Source organism: Bacillus sp. 0102A (assembly GCF_036765155.1).
In the GTDB taxonomy this organism is placed as follows: Bacteria; Bacillota; Bacilli; order Bacillales; family Bacillaceae; genus Bacillus; species Bacillus subtilis_G.
Genome location: NZ_JBAIZW010000008.1, coordinates 1 through 26368, shown reverse-complemented (window position 1 = coordinate 26368; position 26368 = coordinate 1). Strand labels below are relative to the sequence as shown.

General features: G+C 44.4%; 21 protein-coding genes, 5 tRNA genes and 1 pseudogene. 14 read left to right on the top strand and 13 right to left on the bottom strand.

What is annotated here, in order from left to right:
* Positions 1 to 50: 50 nt before the first annotated feature.
* The 11 genes from glmS to V6D41_RS17315 all read right to left on the bottom strand — a co-directional run bounded on the left by glmS (position 51) and on the right by V6D41_RS17315 (position 7911).
* Positions 51 to 1853, bottom strand: a complete 1803-nt coding sequence (glmS, locus tag V6D41_RS17365) for a glutamine--fructose-6-phosphate transaminase (isomerizing) (protein ID WP_333519072.1) — start codon at positions 1851 to 1853, stop codon at positions 51 to 53.
* 430 nt (positions 1854 to 2283) lie between these two features.
* A complete protein-coding gene (glmM, locus tag V6D41_RS17360) occupies positions 2284 to 3630 on the bottom strand; it encodes a phosphoglucosamine mutase (protein ID WP_333519071.1) in 1347 nt (448 codons plus the stop codon).
* An 18-nt stretch (positions 3631 to 3648) separates the two neighbouring features.
* Positions 3649 to 5094, bottom strand: a complete 1446-nt coding sequence (gene cdaR / locus V6D41_RS17355; protein ID WP_333519070.1) for a CdaA regulatory protein CdaR — start codon at positions 5092 to 5094, stop codon at positions 3649 to 3651.
* Complete coding sequence (gene cdaA, locus V6D41_RS17350; protein WP_010331474.1) at positions 5087 to 5908, bottom strand: diadenylate cyclase CdaA; 822 nt, start codon at positions 5906 to 5908, stop codon at positions 5087 to 5089. Before cdaA ends, cdaR begins: the two co-directional genes overlap by 8 nt.
* A 161-nt stretch (positions 5909 to 6069) precedes the next feature.
* On the bottom strand, positions 6070 to 6696 hold the full coding sequence (gene rsiW / locus V6D41_RS17345; protein WP_148962816.1) for an anti-sigma-W factor RsiW: 627 nt from the start codon (positions 6694 to 6696) through the stop codon (positions 6070 to 6072).
* 13 nt (positions 6697 to 6709) lie between these two features.
* Complete coding sequence (sigW, locus tag V6D41_RS17340) at positions 6710 to 7273, bottom strand: RNA polymerase sigma factor SigW (protein ID WP_087992004.1); 564 nt, start codon at positions 7271 to 7273, stop codon at positions 6710 to 6712.
* 229 nt (positions 7274 to 7502) lie between these two features.
* Positions 7503 to 7574: transfer RNA gene (locus V6D41_RS17335), tRNA-Gln, on the bottom strand.
* Positions 7575 to 7578: 4 nt separating this feature from the next.
* Positions 7579 to 7663: transfer RNA gene (locus V6D41_RS17330), tRNA-Tyr, on the bottom strand.
* 17 nt (positions 7664 to 7680) lie between these two features.
* Positions 7681 to 7753 (bottom strand) — tRNA-Thr (locus tag V6D41_RS17325).
* Positions 7754 to 7757: 4 nt separating this feature from the next.
* Positions 7758 to 7833, bottom strand: a tRNA-Val gene (locus V6D41_RS17320).
* A gap of 3 nt (positions 7834 to 7836) precedes the next feature.
* A tRNA-Glu gene (locus tag V6D41_RS17315) sits at positions 7837 to 7911 on the bottom strand.
* Between the two features lie 180 nt (positions 7912 to 8091).
* Here V6D41_RS17315 and V6D41_RS17310 point away from each other — a divergent pair.
* The 13 genes from V6D41_RS17310 to V6D41_RS17250 all read left to right on the top strand — a co-directional run bounded on the left by V6D41_RS17310 (position 8092) and on the right by V6D41_RS17250 (position 22511).
* Entirely contained in the window at positions 8092 to 8547 is a 456-nt protein-coding gene (locus tag V6D41_RS17310; protein ID WP_148962815.1) for a DUF523 domain-containing protein, read from the top strand.
* A 12-nt stretch (positions 8548 to 8559) separates the two neighbouring features.
* Entirely contained in the window at positions 8560 to 9042 is a 483-nt protein-coding gene (locus V6D41_RS17305; RefSeq protein ID WP_333519069.1) for a GNAT family N-acetyltransferase, read from the top strand.
* A 108-nt stretch (positions 9043 to 9150) separates the two neighbouring features.
* Positions 9151 to 10065 (top strand): N-acetylmuramic acid 6-phosphate etherase, encoded by a 915-nt coding sequence (gene murQ, locus V6D41_RS17300; RefSeq protein WP_333519068.1) that lies wholly within the window; start codon positions 9151 to 9153, stop codon positions 10063 to 10065.
* A gap of 16 nt (positions 10066 to 10081) precedes the next feature.
* A complete protein-coding gene (locus tag V6D41_RS17295) occupies positions 10082 to 10933 on the top strand; it encodes a MurR/RpiR family transcriptional regulator (protein WP_333519067.1) in 852 nt (283 codons plus the stop codon).
* Positions 10934 to 10958: 25 nt separating this feature from the next.
* Complete coding sequence (locus V6D41_RS17290) at positions 10959 to 12326, top strand: PTS transporter subunit EIIC (RefSeq protein WP_148962811.1); 1368 nt, start codon at positions 10959 to 10961, stop codon at positions 12324 to 12326.
* Between the two features lie 55 nt (positions 12327 to 12381).
* Entirely contained in the window at positions 12382 to 13707 is a 1326-nt protein-coding gene (gene pbp4b / locus V6D41_RS17285) for a penicillin binding protein PBP4B (RefSeq protein ID WP_333519066.1), read from the top strand.
* Between the two features lie 27 nt (positions 13708 to 13734).
* Positions 13735 to 15666, top strand: a complete 1932-nt coding sequence (locus tag V6D41_RS17280) for a glycoside hydrolase family 3 protein (protein ID WP_333519065.1) — start codon at positions 13735 to 13737, stop codon at positions 15664 to 15666.
* Between the two features lie 10 nt (positions 15667 to 15676).
* Positions 15677 to 16921 carry an exo-beta-N-acetylmuramidase NamZ family protein gene (locus V6D41_RS17275; RefSeq protein WP_333519064.1) on the top strand — a complete coding sequence of 415 codons (1245 nt, stop codon included), beginning with the start codon at positions 15677 to 15679 and terminating at the stop codon, positions 16919 to 16921.
* Between the two features lie 187 nt (positions 16922 to 17108).
* On the top strand, positions 17109 to 18698 hold the full coding sequence (gene btr / locus V6D41_RS17270; RefSeq protein ID WP_333519063.1) for a bacillibactin transport transcriptional regulator Btr: 1590 nt from the start codon (positions 17109 to 17111) through the stop codon (positions 18696 to 18698).
* Positions 18699 to 18788: 90 nt separating this feature from the next.
* The gene (gene feuA, locus V6D41_RS17265) at positions 18789 to 19742 is read left to right on the top strand and encodes an iron ABC transporter substrate-binding protein FeuA (protein ID WP_333519062.1); all 954 of its coding nucleotides are present in this window, start codon (positions 18789 to 18791) and stop codon (positions 19740 to 19742) included.
* A gap of 18 nt (positions 19743 to 19760) precedes the next feature.
* Positions 19761 to 20765: a FecCD family ABC transporter permease gene (locus V6D41_RS17260; protein ID WP_148962805.1), complete on the top strand. Its 1005-nt coding sequence runs from the start codon at positions 19761 to 19763 to the stop codon at positions 20763 to 20765.
* Positions 20758 to 21768, top strand: coding sequence for an iron ABC transporter permease FeuC (gene feuC / locus V6D41_RS17255; RefSeq protein WP_333519061.1), 1011 nt, complete (start codon positions 20758 to 20760; stop codon positions 21766 to 21768). The genes V6D41_RS17260 and feuC overlap by 8 nt, the downstream gene beginning before the upstream one ends.
* Entirely contained in the window at positions 21765 to 22511 is a 747-nt protein-coding gene (locus V6D41_RS17250) for an alpha/beta hydrolase (RefSeq protein WP_333519060.1), read from the top strand. Before feuC ends, V6D41_RS17250 begins: the two co-directional genes overlap by 4 nt.
* A 15-nt stretch (positions 22512 to 22526) precedes the next feature.
* Here the strand turns inward: V6D41_RS17250 and V6D41_RS17245 are convergent, their stop codons facing one another.
* Both V6D41_RS17245 and V6D41_RS17240 read right to left on the bottom strand, forming a co-directional pair.
* Complete coding sequence (locus tag V6D41_RS17245; protein WP_333519236.1) at positions 22527 to 23447, bottom strand: bile acid:sodium symporter family protein; 921 nt, start codon at positions 23445 to 23447, stop codon at positions 22527 to 22529.
* A 146-nt stretch (positions 23448 to 23593) separates the two neighbouring features.
* Entirely contained in the window at positions 23594 to 25030 is a 1437-nt protein-coding gene (locus tag V6D41_RS17240; RefSeq protein ID WP_333519059.1) for a SulP family inorganic anion transporter, read from the bottom strand.
* A gap of 414 nt (positions 25031 to 25444) precedes the next feature.
* Here V6D41_RS17240 and V6D41_RS17235 point away from each other — a divergent pair.
* A pseudogene (locus V6D41_RS17235) lies at positions 25445 to 26295 on the top strand (MFS transporter); the annotation flags it as partial.
* Positions 26296 to 26368 lie beyond the last annotated feature (73 nt).

The window sequence follows — 26368 nt, the reverse complement described above, 5'->3', positions numbered from 1 at the left end:
CTTTTTTACAAATTTTAAAGCCACAAAAACAACCAAAGGGGTTAAACATTTTACTCCACAGTAACACTCTTCGCAAGGTTACGAGGCTTATCAACATCACAGCCGCGATGCAGTGCAGCATAGTAAGCGATCAGCTGCAATGGGACAACAGAAACCAATGGAGCAAGCGCTGGGTTTACTTCCGGCAGTACGAATCTGTCATCCGCATCGTCTAGGCCTTTCAGTGAGATGATGCATGTGTTTGCTCCGCGAGCAGCAACTTCTTTGACGTTTCCGCGGATGCTTAGGTTTACGTGCTCTTGTGTCGCCAGTGCGAATACTGGTGTACCTTGTTCGATCAAGGCAATCGTGCCATGCTTCAGCTCTCCGCCGGCAAAGCCTTCTGCCTGGATGTAAGAAATCTCTTTCAGCTTCAGTGCGCCTTCGACACATACGAAGTAGTCAAGGCCGCGTCCGATGAAGAAAGCGTTTCTGGATACAGTCAAGTATTCACGTGCGATCATTTCCATTTCGTCTTTCTGGTCGCAAAGGGCTTCCATTGCGTTTGCAGCGATACCAAGTTCTTTGACGAGGTCAAATCCGATATCAATGCTGTTTTTGTCTGCAGCTACAGACGCAAGAACCGCAAGAACTGCGATTTGTGCAGTGTAGGCTTTCGTTGACGCAACAGCAATTTCAGGGCCTGCATGAAGCAGCAATGTGTAATCAGCTTCACGAGAAAGCGTTGATCCCGGTACGTTTGTGATTGTCAGGGCTTTATGTCCGAGCGCTTTGACTTGAACAAGTACCGCGCGGCTGTCTGCTGTTTCTCCGCTTTGAGAAAGGAAAATGAAGAGCGGTTTCTTAGACAGAAGCGGCATGTTGTAAGAGAATTCACTCGCTACATGCACTTCAACCGGCACACCTGCCCACATTTCAATATATTGTTTACCGACAAGTCCTGCATGGTAGCTTGTTCCGCAGCCAATGATATAGATGCGGTCCGCTTCCGCTACAGCGGCAGCGATATCGCCAGGCACAGACAGCTTGCCGTTTTCATCTTGATATGTTTGGATGATTTTGCGCATGACAACAGGCTGCTCATCCGTTTCTTTCAACATGTAGTGAGGGTATGTGCCTTTTTCGATATCACTGGCATCCAGCTCAGCGATATAAGAAGCACGGGAAATCACGTCACCATCAAGGTTTTTGATGACAACTTGATCATCAGTGACGATGACCATTTCTTTATCCATCAGCTCTACGTATTCATTGGTCACTTGAAGCATTGCCATCGCATCAGATGCTACGACGTTGAATGTATCTCCAAGACCGACTAATAGAGGGCTTTTGTTTTTCGCTACAAAAATCGTTTCTCTGTTTTCGTTGTCGAATAAAGCAATTGCATAAGAGCCTTTTAACAGTGTAAGTGTTTTGCGGAACGCTTCTTCTGTTTCAAGTCCTCCGTTGACAAATTGCTCGATTACTTGAACAACTACCTCTGTATCGGTGTCACTTTTGAGCTCTACATCTTGCAAATACTCTTGTTTCAGCTGAACATAGTTCTCGATCACGCCGTTATGAACAAGTGTAAAGCGGCCCAGTGCGCTTTGATGCGGGTGAGCGTTCAGATAGCTTGGTTCGCCGTGTGTTGCCCAGCGAGTATGGCCTATTCCGGCTTTCGCCTCTGCATTGGCATCCACAACTTCACGAAGATCAGCAATGCGTCCTTTTTCTTTGAACACATGAATCCCCTGTTCGTTGGCAACAGCGATACCCGCAGAGTCATATCCGCGGTACTCAAGCTTTTCTAACCCTTTCAGTAAAATTTCCTTCGCATCAAGCTGACCGATATAACCTACGATTCCACACATAATTTCTTCCTCCTAAGATGGTAAAAGGAGACGAAGAAAGTCGAATTTCAAGGGGACTTTCAATCGTCCCCTCCTACATGTTTTTGGAAGATCATGTGATTTCTCTTTGTGCAAGGAGTCGCCTCCTTGGTTTGAAGAAATCCTTACGGCTGTGATCTGCATAATCAGCCGGGAGGCATCCGCCGAAAATTCGATAACCTCCATCCTCGTCAACTAAGCCTTTTTTCGGGCGCTTAGTCCGGGCGCTATAATTATAGGTGAAGCAATAATCCCGTCTTTTCTTCCTCAGAGAAAATAAGAACAAGACAAGCTTGATTTTACAGCATGTGCCATGCACGGTCAATTGTTTTTCAAACAACTTTGCCGCATGTCTCACCATTATCATATGTAAACCTCGCTTGTCTTGTTCGCTCTCTGATGATAGGCTTCGTTACTCCAATCCCATTTCTGACCGCACAACTTCAGCAATGCGATTTACGTATTCATCGCACAGCTCTTTCGTTTTCGCTTCAGCCATAACACGGACGAGCGGTTCAGTGCCTGAAGGGCGCACCAAAATCCGGCCGTCACCGTTCATTTCTTTTTCAACTTCAGAAATAACAGCTTTTACTTTTTCATTTTCTTCGACTTTATATTTATCAGTTACTCTCACATTGACTAACAGCTGCGGGAACTTCTGCATTTCAGCTGCAAGCTCTGACAGCGGCTTCCCTGTCGCTTTCAATGTGTTCATCAGCATAATTGCAGACAATAATCCGTCCCCTGTCGTGTTGTAATCAAGGAAAATAAGATGTCCTGACTGCTCACCGCCGACATTGTAGCCGTCATGTTTCATCGCTTCTACTACGTAGCGGTCGCCGACAGCTGTCTGAACGCTTTTGATGCCTTCTTTTTCGAGCGCCTTATAGAAGCCGAGGTTGCTCATCACGGTTGAAACGACTGTATCATCCTTTAAGCGGCCCTCTGATTTCAGGTATTTTGAGCATATGTACATGATTTGGTCGCCGTCAACGATATTTCCTTTTTCATCGACCGCAATCAGGCGGTCGCCGTCACCGTCGAACGCAAGGCCGAGATCAGCGTTTTTCTCTTTGACAAACGCGCTGAGCGCTTCTGGATGTGTCGATCCGACGCCGTCATTAATGTTTAACCCGTTCGGGGAAGTGCCCATTGTTGAAACATCTGCATCTAAATCAGCAAACAGGTGTGTCGCCAAGGACGATGTTGCGCCATGAGCACAGTCGAGCGCCACATGAATGCCTGTGAAATCTTCATCAGCTGTCTGTTTTAAAAATTGCAGATATTTTTGGCCGCCTTCAAAATAATCATTTACAAGCCCGAGATCGGCTCCGACCGGTCTTGGCAGCTTATCCTCCGGTTCGTCCATCAGCCGTTCAATTTCAGCCTCCTGTTCGTCGGAAAGCTTAAATCCGTCTCCCCCGAAAAACTTGATGCCGTTATCCTGCACTGGGTTGTGAGAGGCAGAAATCATGACGCCTGCCTCTGCATCCATCGCTTTTGTTAAATAAGATACACCAGGTGTAGAAATGACACCCAGACGCATGACTTCTGCGCCAATGGATAAAAGTCCGGCGACAAGGGCTCCCTCCAGCATATGGCCGGAGATGCGTGTATCGCGGCCTATCAGCACTTTTGGACGTTGTTTGTCTTTTGTCAGCACATATCCGCCGAAACGTCCGACTTTAAAGGCCAGCTCAGGTGTAAGCTCACTATTGGCGACACCTCTTACACCATCTGTTCCAAAATACTTGCCCATTTTATAATCGCTCCTTTTTTATTCTGATGATGATTGTGAACCCGCAGTAGATTCGTCCTCATCCTGATCTTGGTTTTGATCTTTATGTTCGTCTTGTTTTTGATCATTGCTGTTTTTCGTTGTATCTTCTTGCTGGTTGTTCTTTTGATCATTCGTTTGTTGACCTGTGTCATCCTGGTTCCCTGATGTATTGCTGCTGTTGTCATTAGTTGATGTATTGCTTTTTTTAGACGTCAGCTTGATTTTGGCGTTTTTCTGTCCCAAGGACCAGGTTACATTTTGAGGCCCGTTTACTTCAAGCTTCACGCTATGCTCCCCGTCATCTAAATCTGAAACATTCACATACAATTCAATATCTGATTTTTCCAGTTTTTTTATATTGCTGGGAGAGCCTTTAGCCGTCACGTCTATTGCTTGCGAATCAGGATCTAGAAATTGAATGTTTTGCGAGTTGCTCAGCCCTACAGTCTTAATAGAGACATTCTCAAACTTCTGATCCGCTTCACTATCTACTTCTATATGCAAAGTCACCTTTGACGGCGAGATTTTTTTGACACCGTCGGGAAGCGGAATATCTGCCTCGATATCGGAATCCTTGTTAATTTTGCTTAAATCTAAGCTGACGCCGTCTATAAATTCAAGAGAATCCAACACATCCTGCGAGCCGTAAACCGTTACCTCACTGGGGCTGGATTCAATATTCGCTATACTGACACCGTCAGGAAGGCTTCCTGTCCGTTCAATTTTAAAGGGTACTTTTTTACTTGGGCTTGTCACCGGAACGGTAATCTTGATGACCGAAGGCTCCACGTCCACAGGAAGCGCGTTTCCGTCCTTATCATAGACAGTCACTTTTGCCTCCTTTTCAATCGTTTCATCTGCGTTTTCCAGGTTCACTGAAGCTTTCACAAGAGAAATATGATCAATCACATCTTTAGATCCGGTAATCTGCACATTTTTCGGACTGACAATCGGCTGCTCCGGAGAATAGCCTTTTTTCATCTTGCTTTTATTGTAGTACTCCACTTCTACAGGAAAGCTTTTGGTCATCCGTTCTTGAATCGTAACTGTCGTAACAGACGGATTGATTGAGATTGTCAGCCCATCCGACACGTTTTTGGCCTTTAGCTCAACCTTATGTGTGCCGGTTTTTAAATTTTCCATGTCGGCATATATTTCAAAATTCTTGGTCTGTCTAGCCTTTTTCACAGCACTTGTCGAGCCTTTTATCGTGACATTAACCGTTTGCGGAACACCCGTCACGACGTAGTTTTCATCATCATAATACGCTTTGACCGGAATGTCGGTCAGTGTTGCCTCATCAATTGTTGATGTCGGAAAGAAAGATTCACCCGGTTTTTTCGGAGTCGGTGCTTGATTGCTGTTGACCGCCACATAAAGCAAGAGCGCGAAAAGCAGAGCAATAATTTTCACAGCCCAGCGATTGTTTAAGAATTTATCCATTTTTCTTGCCCCTCCAATACCAGCGGTTAGAAGAAGTGTCTCTGGTGTTTTTCTTAAACTCGGCTTCAAGCATTTCTTTCAGCGCTTCTTCGGTCAGCTCTCTGTGAAGGTCGCCGTTCTTTGCCACACTGACGCCGCCGGTCTCTTCAGACACAATAATCGTCAAACTGTCTGTCACTTCACTGATACCGACAGCCGCTCTGTGCCGCGTACCCAGTTCTTTTGAAATAAACGGGCTTTCCGAAAGCGGCAGATAACAGGCGGCAGCGGCAATTTCATTATTCTTCATAATCACAGCACCGTCATGAAGCGGGGTGTTCGGTATAAAAATATTGATCAGCAGCTCAGAGCTGACTTTGGCATTCAATGGTATGCCGGTCTCAATATAATCGCCCATTCCAGTATCCCGCTCAATGGTCAGCAGGGCACCTATACGGCGTTTCGCCATATAATTGATCGCTTTTGTGATTGCCTCAATCGTTTTCTGCTGCGCTTCCTCCACAGGCGTGCCGCTCCTTGAGAAAAAGCGGCCCCGGCCAAGCTGTTCAAGCGCTCTTCTCAGCTCAGGCTGAAAAATAATAATAATTGCTAAAAATCCCCATGTTATCGCTTGGTCCATCAGCCATTGAAGCGTGCCGAGGCCCAAATATTGGCTGGCCATACGGACAAGCACGATCACGACAATTCCTTTTAACAGCTGAACCGCTTTCGTGCCGCGTATGACCATAATCAGTTTATATATCACATACCAAACAAGGAGAATATCAACGGCATTGCCGAGGTACTGCAAAAAAGGGATATCCTCAAAAGCCATTTCCTCGTCCTCCAAGATTTCAGTCATTTCGTATTTTTGTGTTTTACGTGTTACGCATATGTACTTAACATAGCGAGCTCATTATACCACATTTCAATTTGGCAAGTGAAATGTGCCAGCCCTTTCAGCCCGTAAAAAAAGAGCAAAGCGGCTGACACGCTTTACTCTTTTTCGTTCGGTTTTAATGCATTGAGTACACTTTTCCCCGCAGACTTCAATTTATACCATGTCCAGTCAAATAATTGATTGATTTCTTCAATCTGACCAGTTACTTGTCCAGCAGAGGCCATATACTTTTCGCCATTTACGACGGTTACATCCCCGTTTATTTTGCCTTTAATAATCAACTTGCCGTTTTTGACAGTGACATCACCTTTGACTGTCTCACCTTCAGGCACGATCACAGTATGGTTCTGCACCACAAGATTCGGCTGCTTGGACACGCTGAAGTTGTGGTCATTATGCCAGCTGTTTAAAAAACCTCCGCCCATCAAAATGATGAATACCGCAGCAGCTGCGATAACAGGATGGGTTCTGAACCACCTTTTCACAGAAGCTCTTTTCTTCTCCTTAGGCAATTTCGCCATGACATTAGCGGTAAAATCCGCGGGGGCTTCGACATGTGATGTGCTCCGGACGAGCGCTATAGATTTTTCCATCTCATAAAAATGCTTTCTGCATTTCTCGCATGTCTCAAGATGTTCATTTAATACGTGTTCATCTTTTGGAAGGATATCTCCATCAAGATGCATATGCATAAGCTGCACAATTTGTTCAGGACAGCTCATTTCATCACCCCACTTAAAGATCCCTTAATTGTTTTCGAAGAGCCTCTCTGCCTCTGTGAATCCGCGTTTTCACAGTCCCCACAGGAATGTTTAGAATCTCGCCGATTTCAATTAATGAGAGTTCGTCAATATACTTTAATACGATAACTGTTCTGTATTTGTCAGGAAGCTTTAAAATTTTCTGCTGAATCGTGTTTGAGAGCTCCAGCGACACTACTTCATCTTCTGGCAAAACTCCGTCTGCGGCGATTTGCGAATACATGGTCAAGCCTTCCGTACCAGCTACCTCTGCATCGAGGTAATAATCCGGCTTCTTTTTGCGAATGCGGTCAATAGTCAAATTGGTCGCAATTCGATAAAGCCAAGTTGAAAATTTCCGGTTAATATCAAAACTGTCGATATTAACGTACGCCCTGATGAAAGCCTCCTGTGCAATATCCTCCGCCTCATGCACATTGCCAAGCATACGGTAGCAAAGCTGATAAATTTTATCCTTGTAAATATCTACGATGTCCGCAAATGCATTTTGGTCGCCTTTTTTGACTTGCTTAATTCTCTTTTTAATCATCATTTCCATATTTATCTAACCTCTGCCTTCACCGGTCTGTATGTATACGAGCTTCGTTTTAAAAGGTTTCAATTTTTTATAAAATAAGTTTAACAAATTTTTGGCAGGGTGTAGATGGTAATTCGTGAATAAACTACCTTAACATATTTTTAAAATTATTATACAGACTGAATAGTTAGAATTTGGAATGATTTTCACAAAATAAAAAAAGACACCTTTTGGTCAAAGGTGTCTGTGACTGGGCTAGCTGGATTCGAACCAACGCATGACGGAGTCAAAGTCCGTTGCCTTACCGCTTGGCTATAGCCCAATAATGGTGGAGGGGGGCAGATTCGAACTGCCGAACCCTGAGGGAGCGGATTTACAGTCCGCCGCGTTTAGCCACTTCGCTACCCCTCCGTATTTTGAAAAGACAGTGCCGGCAAGAGGACTTGAACCCCCAACCTACTGATTACAAGTCAGTTGCTCTACCAATTGAGCTACACCGGCAAGATGGTGGAGGATGACGGGCTCGAACCGCCGACCCTCTGCTTGTAAGGCAGATGCTCTCCCAGCTGAGCTAATCCTCCAGATGGTGACCCGTACGGGATTCGAACCCGTGTTACCGCCGTGAAAGGGCGGTGTCTTAACCGCTTGACCAACGGGCCGTTTGTGTTCTCGTCGAGCTGACAAAAGTTATTATATACAGGTTACCCCCTGTTTGTAAAGAGAAAAATTAAATTTTTTATTTTCAAACTTTTTAACTCCTTTTTTAACTGAAAAAGCCTCCCAACATTAGTCATTTATTTTATGATAGAGACAAGCGAAGCAAGAGAGGAGAAACAAATATGATTCTAGTCAGTTCTTGCCTTGGAGGCATTGAATGCAGATACAACGGCTCTCACGCCGCATCAGAGAAAATCAGAAAACTCGTCGATGAAAATAAAGCAGTCATGGCTTGTCCCGAGCTTCTCGGCGGCTTTTTCACTCCCCGTGAGCCTGCAGAAATCATCGGAGGCACCGGCGAGGATGTTCTCAATGGAACCGCTAAAATCGTGACAGCTTCAGGAGAAGATGTAACAGAGTTATATATGAAAGGCGCCGCTAAAACATTAGCTTACGCAAAAGAAATCAATGCATCCGCTGTCATATTAAAAGAAAACAGTCCATCGTGCGGAAGCAATTTCATTTATAACGGCACATTCACTGGCAAAAAAATCGCCGGCAGCGGAGTGACCGCCGCACTGCTAAAACAAGCGGGCTGCCGTGTCATTTCAGAAAACCAGTTAGACGACATATTGTAAGGAGGGCACCCCATGACTCAAGACATTTCTTTATCCTTCTATAAACCTGAACATTGGCCGGAACTTCAATCATTCACCCTAAACAACGATGACGAGCGCTTTACCTCTCTCCCCAAAGAGGTGCTGACTCAGGCCTTAGGCATACAGGACCGGTATCCGGCTGTCATCTTAAATGACAATCTGCCAGTCGGCTTTTTCATTTTACATACATCAAAAGAAACGCTTGCTCCCTATACTAGCAATCCATTTGCTTTACTGCTCAGCTCCCTGTCTTTAAACGCTGTACATCATGGAAAAGGCTATGCAAGAAAAGCAATGCTTCAGCTTCCCTCGTTTGTGAGCAGTTATTTTCCATGGTGCGATGAAATCATTTTGGCCGTCAATCACCTAAACACACGCGCAAAACACCTTTATATGAAAAGCGGGTTCCTAGATAAAGGACGGCGAAAAATCGGGCCGCTCGGAGAACAGCTGATTCTTCATTATTTCCTATAGTCTCGGGTGAAATAATATTTCAAAAATATAAAACCCAGTTGAAATATCATAACGAAAGTGAATATACTGAATAGTAAGATAGATCATTTTAAAACAGGGGGCATCCTCATGTCAGAACCATTAAACCTTCACCGGCTTACAACAGAATCACGCAATAGCCAAACAGCGGAAATCCACAAAACAAACACTCTCGGCATCCTCAAGATGATCAACAACGAAGATTTGAAAGTCGCTGCCGCCGTTCAGCAGGTTCTCCCTGATATTAAAACAGCTGTAGACTGCGCATACAACTCTTTTCAAAATGGTGGCCGGCTCATATACACAGGCGCCGGCACAAGCGGCAGACTCGGTGTCATGGATGCTGTTGAATGTCCTCCCACCTACAGCGTAAGCCCAGATCAGGTCATCGGAATTATGGCTGGAGGCCCCAAAGCATTTTTGCAGGCAGCAGAGGGCATTGAAGACAGTGAAGAAGCAGGAGCCGAAGATTTAAAAAACATACAGCTTACGTCAAACGACACCGTCATTGCCATTGCAGCAAGCGGCCGCACACCTTATGCCGCAGGCGCCCTCACATACGCCCGTAAAGTAGGAGCACACGCCATCGCCCTTACCTGCAATGAAAATTCCGTCATCAGCAAGGAAGCGGATCACAGCATTGAGGTTGTTGTTGGGCCTGAGGCCATTACAGGATCAACACGTATGAAAGCCGCAACCGCTCATAAAATGATTCTAAACATGATATCCACCGCAGTAATGGTCAAAATCGGCAAGGTTTACGAAAACTTGATGGTAGACGTCAACGTCAGCAATAAGAAACTAAAAGAACGCGCCATCAGCATCATCCAAAGCCTCACTAACGCTTCATACGACACAGCCAGACATACACTGGAACAAGCCAATCATCACGTCAAAACAGCAATCCTCATGCTCAAAACAAGCACAGATCAAGAAAAAGCTAAATCATTGCTTGATGAAGCAAACGGTTTTATAGACAAAGCAATCGAAAACTACCATTCATGATAAGGAGAGACCGAGCATGGTAACAGGCGGTTTAGCGATCATCCAATCAATGAAGCACAAGCTCCCTCCATCCGAGCGTAAACTTGCGGATTACATCCTAACTCATCCCCACAAGGCAATAGAAAACACTGTCAGCGAAATCAGCGCCTTAGCCAATTCAAGTGACGCTGCCGTCATCAGGCTCTGCAAATCACTCGGACTAAAGGGTTTTCAAGATTTAAAAATGAGAGTAGCAGGCGATCTGGCAAAGCCTGCTGTTCAAGGCTACCGGGACATTGCGCCCCACGAACCGCTGTCCTCCATTTCTGAAAAAGCAGCCGGCAATGCCATTCAAGCCATTCAGGACACCTCAGACCTGATGGACTACAAAGAGCTTGAACGAGCGGTTTCTCTGCTTCTCCAAGCTCATACTGTGCATTTTATCGGCGTCGGGGCTTCCGGCATTGTCGCCAAGGACGCCCAGCAAAAGTGGCTTCGCATTCATAAACTAGCAACCGCGTTCACAGACACTCATCTTGTGGCATCATTAATCGCAAATGCAGATAAGGATGACATCGTATTCGCTATTTCGTTTTCAGGAGAGACGCAGGAAATCATTGAGCTGCTCACGATGGCTAAGGATAAAAGCATCAAAACGATCAGCCTCACACAATTCAGTCAGACATCCGTCTCCGCGCTGGCTGATGTCCCGTTGCACACAGCACACTCCAATGAAGCCCTGATTCGAAGTGCAGCCACTTCCTCCCGCCTCGCCCAGCTTTTTATGATTGATGTTTTGTTTTTAGGCATGGCGGCTGAGCAGTACGAAGAAACAACCGGATATATCGATAAAACAAGAGCAGCCATAAAATCTATGAGAAAAAAATAAGGCATCTTGATGAGGAGGGGTTTTGATGAGCAAAGAAAATAACTACCATCATCTCGCAAAGAAAATCCTTGAGCTATGCGGAGGAAAATCCAATATTTCATCGTATACGCATTGCATGACGCGCCTGCGTATTACGCCTTACGATGAAAGCAAAACAGATGCTCACGCTTTAAGAGAGCTTGACGGCGTATTGGGGGTCGTCGAAGCTGAAACCATCCAAATCATCCTCGGAGCAGGAATCGTCAATCATGTCACAGCCGCTTTCTCAAAGCTTGTCTCAGCAGAAGAAGATATCGATGTCAAAGATGCAGCTGCCAAAAAGAAAGCCGATATAAACCGAAAAAACGCCACTCCATTTAAGCTTTTCTTACGTAAAATTGCCAGCGTCTTTATCCCGCTAATTCCCGCACTCGTCGCTTCCGGTTTAATTACTGGGATTACCAAAGCAATCATTCAAGCCGAATGGCTCTCTGCAGAATCACAAGTCGCTATTATCTTGACAGTCATCGGCTCCGGGCTGTTCACTTATCTCGGCATTCTCGTCGGTATTAACGCATCGAAAGAATTTGGCGGAACACCCGCTCTTGGTGCTCTGGCGGGGATCTTGATTTTGAATCCGGAGATCGCAAAGATCGTTTTATTCGGAGAACAGCTTCTTCCGGGCAGGGGAGGGCTGATCGGAGTTCTTTTCGCAGCCATATTCATCGCTTACACCGAACAATTTATCCGCCGTTTTATTCCTCAATCACTTGATATCATTGTCACTCCAACCGTTTCACTGTTAATCACCGGAATCGTAACGTATGTCGTATTTATGCCTTTAGGCGGCTTCATTTCTGATGCTATTACATCCGGCCTTCTGTCCATCCTGGACATCGGCGGCATCGCTGCAGGCTTTATTTTGGGCGCGACCTTCCTTCCTCTCGTCGTGACCGGACTGCATCAAGGCTTGACGCCTGTGCACATGGAACTGATCAATTCAATTGGAAATGACCCTCTGCTCCCGATTCTGGCGATGGGAGGCGCGGGACAGGTAGGCGCGGCCTTTGCCATCTTTGTCAAAACGAAAAAAACAACATTAAGAAAAGCGATCGCCGGCGGGCTCCCCCCAGGGTTTCTCGGCATTGGTGAACCGCTAATCTTCGGAGTTACGTTGCCACTTGGACGTCCGTTTTTAACAGCATGCTTAGGTGCTGGAATCGGTGGCGCTTTTCAAGCATATTTTCAGGTAGCCACCATTGCCATTGGTGTCTCCGGGCTGCCGCTTTCCTTTCTCGTCCTGTCTTCGCAAATTATCCTATATATCATCGGACTCTTTATTTCCTATGCGGCCGGCTTTTTATTGACCTACGCGTTCGGATATAAAGATGAAATGGCTTCTCAGTTCGATTAAATGGTTTCTGTTTTTGGGATAGTAACGGGATAGAAGCATGGAAAGGAGCAAGCCTATGAAAACAAAGACACTTTCCTTATTCAGTGCCATTTTAACCTTTTCTATATTGGTGTCGAACGAAACCTTCGCGCAAACAGCAGACAACCAAATTGAGCCGAAAACCATAAATTCAGAAACTGTACAATTCTCATCGAAGAAACTAAGGAAGGTTGATCGGATGATAGAACGGGATGTTGAAGCAGGATTTCCAGGCGCCGTTCTTGTCATCGTGAAGGACGGCCGCATCATTAAAAAAGAAGCGTACGGCTACAGTAAAAAGTACGAAGGATCAGAGCTGCTGCGCCGTCCAGTTAAAATGAAAAACCACACGATGTTTGACTTGGCCTCAAATACAAAAATGTATGCAACGAATTTTGCATTGCAGCGCTTAGTCAGCCAAGGAAAACTCGACGTCTACGAGAAGGTTTCTGCTTATTTGCCTGATTTCAAGGAGAAGCCGGGAGACCTCATAAAAGGAAAAAACAATATTCGTGTCATCGATGTCCTGCAGCACCAATCAGGACTTCCCGCAAGCTTTTACTTTTACTCACCGGAAAAAGCCGGAATGTACTATTCTCAGGATCGGGATAAAACGATGGAATATTTAACGAAAATTCCGCTCGATTATGAAACAGGGACAAAACACGTATACAGCGACATAGGATATATGCTCCTCGGCAGTATTGTCGAAAATCTCACCGGTAAACCGCTTGATGTATATGCGGAGCAAGAACTTTACAAGCCGTTGGGGCTGAAGCATACCTTATACAATCCGTTGCAAAAAGGATTTAAACCGAAGCAATTCGCAGCGACTGAACGTATGGGCAATACGCGGGACGGCTTTATTCATTTCCCTAACATCCGTACAGATACGCTGCAAGGAGAAGTGCATGACGAAAAAGCATTTTACTCAATGGGAGGCGTGTCCGGACATGCCGGATTGTTCTCAAATGCAGATGATATGGCCATTCTGCTGCAAGTCATGCTAAACAAAGGATCATACCGAAGCGTTTCTTTATTTGATCAGAAAACAGCCGACCTGTTCACGGCACCTTCAGCAACAGACCCAACATACGCTCTTGGCTGGCGGCGAAACGGCAGTAAAAGCATGAAATGGATGTTTGGCTCCTATGCCAGCGAAAGTGCTTACGGGCATACCGGCTGGACAGGGACAGTTACGATCATTGATCCAACTTACAATTTAGGCATTGCATTGTTAACAAACAAAAAGCATTCACCAGTTGCTGATCCAGAGGAAAATCCTAACGTGTTTGAGGGTGATCAATTTCCAACAGGCAGTTACGGGAGCGTCATTACCGCGATTTATGAAGCGATGGAATAAATGATTCAACGATAGGAGGAAGTTTCTATGAAACCTGTCTTTCCGCTTATCCTTTCAGCCGTTCTCTTTCTTTCATGTTTTCTCGGCGCCAGCCAAGCAAAAGCTGCTTCATCCAACAGCTCACCCAACGCCAAGCAGCTTGTCAATCGCATGACGTTAGATGAAAAACTCGGCCAGATGCTGATGCCTGATTTCAGAAATTGGCAAAAGGAGGGCGAGCCTTCTCCGCAAGCCTTTACAGAAATGAATAAGGAAGTCGCTAGCCTCATCAAGAAATATCAATTCGGCGGCGTCATCCTTTTTGCGGAAAATGTAAAAACAACAAAACAAACTGTTCAATTGACAGACACTTACCAAAAAGCCAGCCCCAAAATCCCTCTCATGCTAAGTATTGATCAGGAAGGGGGCATCGTAACGAGATTAGGAGAGGGGACTAATTTCCCGGGGAATATGGCACTAGGTGCAGCCAGAAGCAGAATCAATGCCTATCAGACTGGCAGTATCATTGGAAAAGAGCTTTCAGCCTTAGGCATTAATACGGATTTCAGCCCTGTCATGGACATTAATAATAATCCTGATAATCCGGTCATCGGCGTACGGTCATTCAGCTCCAATCGAGAACTGACAGCACGACTCGGTTTATACACGATGAAAGGTTTGCAGCGGCAAGATATAGCCTCTGCCCTCAAACATTTCCCGGGACATGGAGACACGGACGTTGACAGCCATTACGGACTGCCTCTCGTACCCCATAGCCAAGAACGCCTTCGTGAGATCGAGCTCTATCCTTTTCAAAGAGCCATTGATGCCGGTGCTGATATGGTGATGACAGCTCACGTTCAATTTCCTGCCTTTGATGGCACCACATACAAAAGCAAACTCGATGGATCGGACATTCTGGTTCCGGCTACACTCTCGAAAAAGGTGATGACCGGTCTTCTTCGTCAGGAAATGGGCTTTGACAGCGTCATCGTTACCGATGCTCTCAATATGAAAGCAATCGCAGATCATTTCGGTCAGGAAGAGGCTGTGGTGATGGCTGTAAAAGCCGGCGTCGATATTGCATTAATGCCTGCCTCAGTTACTTCTCTGAAAGAAGAACAGAAATTCGCCCGTGTTATTCAAGCTTTAAAATCAGCCGTGAACAACGGTGACATTCCTGTACAACAAATCAACAAATCGGTTGAAAGAATCATTTCCCTGAAAATAAAACGCGGTATGTATCCAGCTCGACATGACGACAGCATAAAAGAAAAAATAGCCAAAGCCCAGAAAATCGTAGGAAGCAAGCGTCACTTGAAAGTAGAGAAAAATATAGCCGAAAAAGCAGTGACCGTTTTAAAAAATGAACAGCGCACCTTGCCGTTCAAACCTAAAAAAGACAGCCGAATCTTAATTATCGCGCCTTACGAAGAACAAACCGCTTCAATTGAACAAACCATTCGTGATCTCATCAAGCGAAAGAAAATCAAACCCGTGTCCCTCAGCAAAATCAATTTTGCCAACCAAGTATTTAGTGCCAAGCATGAAAAACAAGTAAAAGAGGCTGATTATATCATTACCGGCTCCTACGTCGTGAAAAATGACCCTGTCGTCAACGACGGTGTCATCGACGACACCATATCAGATTCAAGCAAATGGGCCACTGTATTTCCGAGGGTTGTCATGAAAGCCGCACTGCAGCACAACAAGCCATTTGTCTTAATGAGCATACGCAATCCATATGATGCCGCCAATTTTGAGGAAGCTAAGGCACTCATTGCTGTCTATGGCTTTAAAGGACACGCGAATGGCCGTTATCTTCAACCCAATATTCCGGCTGGAGTTATGGCGATATTCGGTCAGGCAAAACCTAAAGGCACACTCCCAGTTGACATTCCGTCAGTCACGAAACCGGGAGACATCCTTTATCCATATGGCTACGGATTAAATATCAAAACGGGAAAACCGTTTTCATAAGGAGGGACTCATGAGAAAAACAATATTTGCTTTTCTCACAGGGCTCATCATGTTTGGAACGATAACAGCCGCCTCGGCATCACCCGATTCCAAGAATCAAACGGCTAAAAAACCTAAAGTCCAGACCGGCATAGACACGCTTTTGCCAGTTTATAAAAAACATCTCAAAGGAAAACGAATCGGATTAATCACCAATCCAACCGGCGTAAACGCATCTCTGAAAAGCAGTGTCGATATTCTTCACGAAAACCCTGATATTAAACTGACAGCTTTATTCGGCCCTGAGCACGGCGTCCGCGGCGATGCTCAGGCGGGAGACAAAGTCGGCTCTTACATTGACGAAAAAACCGGGATTCCCGTATACAGCCTCTACGGAAAAACGAGGAAACCGACTCCAGAGATGCTGAAAAATGTCGATGTTCTTATGTTTGACATTCAGGATGTCGGGACCCGTTACTACACGTACATTTATACAATGGCATACGCTATGGAAGCCGCTAAAGAAAACGGCATTCCTTTTATGGTGCTGGACCGACCGAATCCTCAAGGCGGGGATCATACTGAAGGACCAGTCTTAGAGCCTGAGTACGCCTCATTTGTCGGACTGTATCCCATTCCGCTAAAGCACGGAATGACAATAGGCGAATTGGCTTTGCTGTTCAACAAGGAATTTGACATTGATGCCGAACTGACAGTGGTAAAAATGAAACACTGGAAACGGAAAATGGATTTTGACGACACCAGACTGCCTTTCGTCCTCCCATCACCTAACATGCCGACGATAGAGAGCACATTTGTATATTCTGCAACCGGACTGATTGAAGGAACAAATATATCCGAAGGGCGGGGGACAACAAAGCCATTCGAATTGATTGGGGCTCCCTTTATCAAAAGCACAGAACTTGCAGAAACATTAAACAGACTCCATCTGCCAGGCGTCACATTCAGGGCAGCTTCCTTTACGCCGACATTTTCTAAACATCAGGGAATGCTTTGCCATGGTGTTCAGCTCTATGTGACAGACCGAAAAAAGTTTGAAGCGGTTAGAACAGGCCTTTCACTCATTAAAACAATACACGACCTCTATCCTGAGGATTTTGAGTTCCTGGCAACAGGTTCATTTGATAAACTGGCAGGCAACGGTTGGATCAAAACAGAAATTAAAAATGGCACTTCTATAGAAGACATCATAGATCGCTATGAAAAACCACTCAAACAATTCAGTAAAACAAGAAAAAAGCATCTCATCTATTAGACGTAAGTTTCGTATGTTACACGTGTAACATGTTCTTACCGAACAAAAGACCCTTACTTTCAAACGGGAGTAAGGGTTTTTTTATGACAAAAACCCACCCACTTTATATAGGAAAACTTTCATTTATTTGGTACAATCTTATTGAAAATGATTATCAATTGAACGTTTCTGAAAAGGTGGTCTACTCTTGCAAAATACAGTGATTTATTATCCCATACAAATTGAATATCTTAAAAATACAAGTGATCTCTTCTCAGAACAGCAATTAGCCGATTCATTCGTACTGATCTTTCATGTCAAAGGAAACGGCCATATTTCGATCGGAACAAGCATCAGTCCTCTGCAAAAAAAGACGCTTTATGTTTGTCCGCCTAACGAAACCTTCGGCTTTACGCCTGCAGCCGAAGGACATATAGATACCTGTCTGATCAGGATTCAAAGCTATATCAAGGAATCTGGACGAGATATCTTAACGCCATGTACAGAAACGGAATTAGCCAAACTGAAGCTTGTGAATATATCACATATCGAAAACCTTGCAGCCCGGCTTCAAGAGCTTGCTGCGCTATGGAATGAATCGTCTCAGCTTTCTCACCTAAAATGTATGATTGAAGTACAAAGCCTGATTTATGACCTCATGACTGCCAGTGTATCTGATCAAACGGATACACACTCAGCAATCGAGAAAACAAAACAATACATCGAAACTCATGCAGAAACAAAAATGACACTTGCCCAGTTGTCGCAAATGGCAGGGATCAGCGCCAAACACTACAGCGAAACCTTTAAAAAATGGACAGGTCAAAGCGTAACAGAATTTATCACAAAAACGCGAATCACCAGAGCAAAACGGCTCATGGCAAGATCAAACTGCAAATTGAAAGAAATCGCTCATCAAACCGGCTATCAAGATGAATTTTATTTCAGCAGAATCTTTAAAAAGCATACAGGCTGCTCACCTACAAGCTATATGAAAAAACGACGAAAAAAAATTGCCGCGTACGGAAGGGGCACAATGGGCCACCTCATCCCTCTTCATCACATACCGTTTGCGGCCGCGCTCCATCCAAAATGGACGTCTTACTACTATCAGCATTATTCGACAGATATACCCGTCCAGCTCAGCGCATACCGGTTTAATGAAAAATGGGAAGAAAACCTGAATACGTTATCTCAAGCCGAACCAGATGTGATTTTCAGCATGGATTCTATTTCTCAAGAAGAAAAAAATCATCTGAATCGCATCGCAGAAGTCATTTATTTTGCTTCAGAAGAAAGCTGGAGAACTCACTTTCTGCAAACCGCCTCATTCTTAAAGGAAGAGTCCGAAGCAGAAAAGTGGCTCGCGGCCTATGACCAGCAGACGGCGGTCGCCAAAAAAACACTTCAGCACACCCAAGGGCAGCGTTTTCTCTTTCTGAGGCTGCATAAGCAAAATTTTTATCTGGCACATCATCGAAGCGTCCGCGAAGTCTTTTTTGGAGATTTAGAATTCTGCTCCGCAAAAACGGAAGACACGCCTTCAGAGCAAACGATTTCGGTAGAAAATATCGCAAATTACCAAGCTGACTGCTTAATGCTTTTTCTATTTAAAGAGCCTGAAACCATTGCTTATTACCAGCAATTGCAGCAGACAGAAGCATGGCAAAACCTAAGCGCAGTGCGGAATAACCGTGTATACCTTCTATCCTTTGACCCTTGGAATGAATACTCGGCTTGCGGCCATGAACGGATTGTTCAGCAAACCATTTCTTTACTATCCGGTGATTGTCCATGATAAATATGGAATTTGTCCATGGTGTTATATCCGTTCATTCTCTATAATTCCAATTGATAATAGTTATCAATTGAACAGGAGGCTCTATAAATGAAAAAAATATCTCTTACCTTATTAATCTTGCTTCTCGCGCTGACAGCGGCAGCTTGCGGCAACAAAAATGAATCAACTGCCAGCAAGGCAAGCAGCACAGCATCCGAGAAGAAGAAAATTGAATACCTGGATAACACATATGAAGTAACTGTACCAACAGACAAAATTGCCATAACGGGAAGTGTTGAGTCGATGGAAGACGCGAAACTGCTTGACGTTCATCCGCAAGGCGCGATTTCATTCTCCGGCAAATTCCCTGAAATGTTCAAAGACATCACAGACAAAGCCCAACCAACCGGAGAAAAAATGGAGCCAAACATTGAAAAGATTCTTGAGATGAAGCCAGATGTCATCCTTGCTTCAACAAAGTTCCCAGAAAAAACACTGCAAAAAATAAGTACAGCCGGCACAACAATCCCGGTTTCTCACATCTCTTCAAACTGGAAGGAAAATATGATGCTCCTTGCCCAGCTGACTGGTAAAGAGAAAAAGGCGAAAAAAATCATTGCAGACTATGAACAGGATTTAAAAGAAACAAAAACAAAAATCAACGAAAAAGCAAAAGATTCAAAAGCGCTTGTCATTAGAATCAGACAAGGCAACATTTACATTTACCCTGAACAGGTGTACTTCAACTCCACACTTTATGGTGATTTAGGTCTTAAAGCGCCGGACGAAGTAAAAGCTGCAAAAGCGCAAGAACTGATTTCATTAGAAAAATTAAGCGAAATGAATCCAGACCATATCTTCGTTCAATTTTCTGATGATGAAAATGCAGATAAACCTGATGCATTAAAAGATTTAGAGAAAAATCCAATCTGGAAAAGCCTTAAAGCAGTCAAAGAAGATCATGTGTACGTTAACTCAGTCGATCCTCTCGCACAAGGCGGCACAGCTTGGAGCAAAGTCCGCTTCCTGAAAGCGGCTGCTGAAAAATTGACACAAAACTAATTCAGAGTAGGTTTTTGTATGTATTCAAAACAGTGGACACGTATCATATTGATTACTTCTCCATTTGCTATTGCACTGTCGCTGCTGCTTTCGATCCTATATGGCGCAAAGCATCTAAGCACAGATATTGTTTTTACATCTCTTATTCATTTCGATCCGGGAAACACAGACCATCAAATTATATGGCATTCCCGGATTCCAAGGGCTGCCGGCGCTCTGCTCATAGGGGCAGCCCTTGCTGTTTCTGGAGCGCTTATGCAAGGCATTACGCGCAATTATTTAGCTTCGCCATCGATTATGGGCGTTTCAGATGGTTCCGCGTTTATTATCACGCTTTGTATGGTTCTGCTCCCGCAATCGTCTTCCATTGAGATGATCATTTACTCTTTTATCGGCTCGACATTAGGAGCCGTTCTAGTATTCAGCCTTGCCGCCATGATGCCTAACGGGTTTTCCCCCGTGCAGCTTGCCATTATCGGCACAGTTACAAGCATGCTGCTTAGCAGTTTATCAGCAGCCATGTCGATTTATTTTCAAATATCGCAGGATCTCAGTTTTTGGTACAGCGCCAGACTTCATCAAATGAGTCCTGATTTTCTGAAGCTTGCCGCACCGTTTTTTCTGGTCGGCATCGTGATAGCTGTTTCCCTCAGCAAAAAGGTGACTGCTGTATCATTAGGCGACGACATTTCTAAAAGTCTGGGACAAAAGAAAAAAACCATTAAAATCATGGCGATGCTTTCAGTCATCATTTTAACCGGCAGTGCCGTAGCGCTCGCCGGCAAAATTGCGTTTGTCGGATTGGTTGTTCCGCATATCACAAGATTTCTTGTCGGCTCAGATTATAACAGGCTGATTCCGTGTTCATGCATTTTGGGCGGAGTCTTTTTAACCTTGTGTGATCTCGCAAGCAGATTTATCAATTATCCGTTTGAAACACCGATTGAAGTCGTGACATCCATAATCGGTGTGCCTTTCTTCCTTTATTTGATTAAACGAAAAGGAGGGGAGCAAAATGGCTAAAAAATATGCAGTGTTCATCGCTTTGATTCTCGTTGTCAGCTATTTCAGCTTAACGAGCGGATCATTTTCCGTTCAGCCGGCTGAGCTGCTCTCCACTCTTTTTCAGATCGATCCGAATCCGCAGTATAAAATTTTGCTGTTCGATTTAAGACTGCCGCGAATTGTCATGGCGGCCATTATCGGACTCGGTCTTGGCATTGCGGGCGCCGTCATCCAAGCCATCACAAGAAACGGCCTTGCAGACCCAGGAATACTCGGAATTAACGCGGGGGCGGGAGCCGGGATTGTGGCGTTTATGCTCTTGTTTCAAGGCCAGAAGGAAGTGACATCTATAGTTGCGGCGATAGGAATGCCATTTTTCGGGTTGATAGGCGGACTGATTGCGGCGCTCCTGATTTACATATTTGCATGGCACAGAGGCAATTTAGATTCAGGAAGAATTATTCTAGTAGGCATCGCGATCAATTCTGGATTCAGCGCCCTGTCTTTGTTTTTATCATTAAAAATGGACCCGCAAGACTATCAAATGGCCATGGTGTGGAAAAACGGAAGCATCTGGTCTGCCAATTGGACTTACATCACAGCCGTTCTCCCATGGATGCTGCTGTTTATACCTATTCTTATCGCCAAGTCCCGCTTGCTGGACACCATTCGTTTTGATGAAGACACAGTCAGAAGCCTCGGTATTTCATCAAATAAAGAAAAAACCATCCTGCTCGTCGCCTGCGTAGCAATCATCAGCGCCTGTGTCTCCGTAGCGGGCAGCATGGCGTTTGTCGGCTTAATCGCTCCCCACATTTCACGGAGACTGGCTGGTGTCGAACACCGCAATATCCTGCCGCTGAGCGGTTTAATCGGCATGTTGCTTGTAATAAGCGCAGACTTTGCCGGAAAACTGTTTTTCCAGCCAGCGGAAGTGCCCGCAGGCATCATTTTGGCGATCCTCGGTGTTCCTTATTTCTTATACCTGCTTTTCAAGCAAAAAAAGGGGGAAAATGCTTGAACGGATCTCTTTCAGAGCACAAAGCCGGCGAAAGGAGATTTACGCTGTACCTCCCTCCTTCCTACAGCCCAGACAGCAGGAGATTTCCTGCTGTTTACGTGCAGGATGGAAGTTCGTTGTTTCAAGACCAAATCAAATTATTAGAAAGTACATTTCAGCAGCAAAGGCTGCCTGAGCTCGTGTTGATCGGTATCGAACCCGCAAGTCGGCTGGATGAATACACCCCTTGGCCGGCTGCATCACTCAGTGATCGGTTCCCGGACTTCGGAGGCATGGGATATCACTATCTGTCTAACATAACAAACCGATTCATTCCGTTTATCGAAGAAAATTGGAACGTCACCAGGGAACCGCAGTCAAGAGGAATGATCGGTGCCTCATTAGGCGGACTCATCTCAATGTTCGCCTTAATAAAGTATCCATCAGTGTTCGCAAACATAGGCTCTATCTCAGGCTCCTACTGGTACGAGAACGCAGCCGAAGCCATTCATTTATCTTCTTTAAAGCCCGGCACTGCACGTGTCTTTATGTCTGTCGGCAGTGAAGAAGGCTGTGAAAAACAATCTATACAGCGAAATATGCTGCAGAATACAAAGCAAGTGCATCAAAGTTTAAAAGAAAAAGGCTTCACTGAAAATCAGCTATGTCTTTCAATTGAACAAGGGGCGGTGCACCACCGTAAGTACTTCTGCCAACAGTTCATCACTGCGCTCGAGTGGCTATACGGAAAAAACCGCTCATAAGATTGAGCGGTTTTTTCATGCTTTCTGCAATACAGGTTTTAATTCAAAACGATTCACCATATAGCCAAACAACGCGGCAAGTATCTGCTGAAACAGCATGCCGATCACCACCGGAACAGCAACCTGAGACGGGAAAAATGTAACGGCAAGAACTGCGCCGGCACTGATATTTCTCATGCCTCCCGTAAAAATAAGAGATACAATTTCCTCTTGGCGTCTTTTCATTATTTTCCCGATCAGCCAAGCAGCGGCATAGCCTGTTAACGCAATAAAGAAGACCGTCACAGCTATTCCTACAAATCTCAAATCAACTGCTTTGAAATAAGGGGCAATCGCTGAACTGTTAATCGCAATCACAGCCATCAGACAAAGCTTTGAAAAAGGTGACAGCGCACTGCTAACAGATGCGGTTCTATCTGGAGATGACATCTGATTAAACAGCATGCCCAGAAAAGAAGGAATCACAACCATCACAATCAGCCCTCTCATCATTCCCCACACATCCATATGAACCTGAGCGCCGGCCAGCAATGAAAGGCTCAGCGGTACGATCAATGGTGACAGCACCGTATCAACCAAGATAATCGAAAGCGTCAAACCGACATTCCCTTTATACATCGCTGCCCAAATCAAGCTTGTAATCCCGGTAGGAATCACAACAGCCAATGTTAAACCTGTGATTGTCAAAGGATCGCCTTTAAATATAAGATGGCCGCTGCCCCAAGCAAAAAGCGGCATGAAAATATGAAGAACAAATAGTGCAAGAATCATGGGAAGAGGATGAGACAACGCATGTCTCAAAGATTGAAAGTTAGCGCTCAAACTGCCTGCAAACGTAATAAAAGCAAAGATCCAAGGCACAGCACTTTCATACCCATTTAAAAATTGAGACAGCAGCACGCCCAGCACAACACTAGCAGGCGTTAAAAGCGGCATGACTTTCCCCAATACATGGTTCAGCTTCTGAAGCGTCATATACAAGTCTCCTATTAAATATTTCTTTCTCACTCTATTATATCAATGCCGTTCAGCCATATGTGATATAAAAAAGCCCAGATCTCATCAATCTGGGCTTTCACACTTTATGTCATTTGCTTCATAAGAGCTTTACTAGCATTGTTCAAACCCTTTACTTCAACTTCAATTTCTTGTTCCTTAAACTTCGCAACAATCTTATCAAGCGCAGCCGCTCCTGAATCATCCCAAACATGGGCCTCAGTTAAGTCAATCACGACTCGCTCAATATCCTCTTGATAAATAAACGCATTCGTAAGATCAGTCACTGACGCAAAAAAGATCTGTCCCTTTACTTGATACGTTCTCAGCTTTTGATCCCCTGCATGCGAAACAATTTTCAGCTTCGAAATTTTTGCCACAAAGAATACCGCACTTAAGAGAACGCCGACGAATACGCCTTTAGACAAGTCATCCGTCACAACAACCGTAATCACAGTCACAACCATGACAATAGAGTCTGTGAGCGGCGCTTTTTTGAGGCCTTTTAAAGAAGACCAATCAAATGTGCCGACAGAAACCATAACCATAACAGCCACTAACGCAGCCATTGGAATTTTCACGACGACAGTACTCAAGACTGCAATTAAAAACATCAGAAAAGCACCAGCAACAAATGCAGATAAGCGTCCGCGTCCGCCCGCTTTTGTATTAATGACAGATTGTCCAATCATAGCGCAGCCTGCCATACCGCCAAAGAAACCAGTCACGATATTCGCAATTCCCTGTCCGCGGCTCTCTTTATTTTTATCACTGTCCGTATCCGTCATTTCATCAATAATTTGTGCAGTCAGCAAAGACTCAAGTAATCCGACAAATGCTAAAGCAATCGAATAAGGAAAAATGATTTGCAGTGTTTCAAAGGTAAACGGAACATCAGGGATTAAGAAGTGAGGCAACGAACTAGATATATTCCCCATATCTCCTACCGTCCGCACATCTACATGGAAAATGACCGCAATAATCGTCATCACAATAATCGCCACAAGCGGAGACGGAATCGCAGTTGTAAACCTCGGCAATACATAAATAATAACCAACGACCCGGCAAGCATCGCATACATGCTCCAAGAAGCACCTTCAAACTGAGGAAGCTGCGCGGAAAAAATAAGGATCGCCAGCGCATTCACAAACCCAATCATCACAGAACGCGGGATAAATTTCATTAATCTCGCAATTTTACTGATACCTAAAATCATCTGAATGATTCCTGTCAAAATCGTAGCCGCAAATAAATACTGAAGCCCATGATCAGCAACCAGCGACACCATAACGACCGCCATTGAGCCGGTAGCTGCTGAAATCATGCCAGGTCTGCCGCCAAAAATAGAAATGATAATGGCTATACAAAATGACGCATAAAGACCGACCATCGGGTCAACACCCGCTATAATCGAGAAGCCAATCGCTTCAGGTATTAATGCTAATGCAACTAAAATGCCAGCAAGAATGTCTTTTCGGATATTACCGAACCATTGCTGTTTTAATGTAAAACTATTATTCAAATATAACGACTCCTTTTTTAAAAAATAAATCCGCACCGTATCTATTGTGCTGGGAGCTTTCTTTATTTTACGGGAGAAAAGGAAAGGCCAAACGAACGAAGAAAAAGGGGAAACGTTGAGTATGTTGTATAGAGGCAAGGAGTTATTATACAAAGAGTATCATATTAAATTTTAATCAAATATGCAAGATGAATACTGAAGAAAAAAATGGCTAAAACTAGGTTTAAGCCATCTTTGAATTATATCATATCCGGATGAGAAACAAGAATCGTTTTAACAACAGCAATATCTTTTCTCTCATTTGACAACGGAGCTATTCCCATCAATTCCTGAATGGCATCCCATAGTTATCAAGCGGCGTTTTCTACATCATCAGTTCAGCAAGCTGAGGCATATCCACGGCAAATGATACCCGGACTGGTAGAATCTTGTGTAGGAACAATTATCTTAACAGCAATTATAGAAAAACAAGCAATCGTCATGAGTAAGATGGAAGTAGCGTACGGTTTAGGAGCCCTTTTCATGCCGTTGCTGTCTGGTTTTTTAATTAGCAATAAGGTATGGGCATTGGCATTTCTGGTATTGGGGCTAATTTCATTTCTTCTGATGCTTGTTTGGAGCCGAATGAGCTTTGGCAGTTTAGACGATTTGCTCATTCGTCAAACAGACACTTCGGGCAATGGAAAACAAACACCTATAAGTTTTTCGAAGACTTGGCTTACTGTTTATTTCTTTAGCAGCTGCGTACTTCTTTTTTATGGAGCCAGTGAAGTATCGATTGTTCACTTTATCCCTTCTATCTTCGCTGAGAAATGGGAGATTTCTAACCCCTTAGCAACCATAACGGTAACAATATACTGGATCGGTATGATCATAGGCCGTTTACTGACCGGACCGGTTTCCGAAAAACTAACCTATCATCGTTATCTCAGGCTGATTGATATCGGCGGCCTCATTTCACTTTGTATTTTAGCAATCAGTAAAACCGTTTTTGCAGGGTTTGTTCTTTGTTTCTTTTTAGGCTTATTTATGGCTGGCATGTTTACCATTGCTTTAATTATCACCAATCAATTCTACCTTGGAAAAACAGAACAAACGACAAGCATACTGCTAGCTGCCAACGGATTAGGCGGTTCTATCCCGCCAATCGCAGTTGGATGGCGTCTAGATGAATTCTCATACATACTGCATTTTGGTTATTTACAACTCTCATGTTGATCATGCTGGGGATTGTATTGGTATTAAAAGTATTAGAAAACCTGTAAAGCAGAAAGCTCGATAAAATGGATACTGAAGAAAACAAATCAGTACAGATATAAACCAAAAAACCCAGCTCAT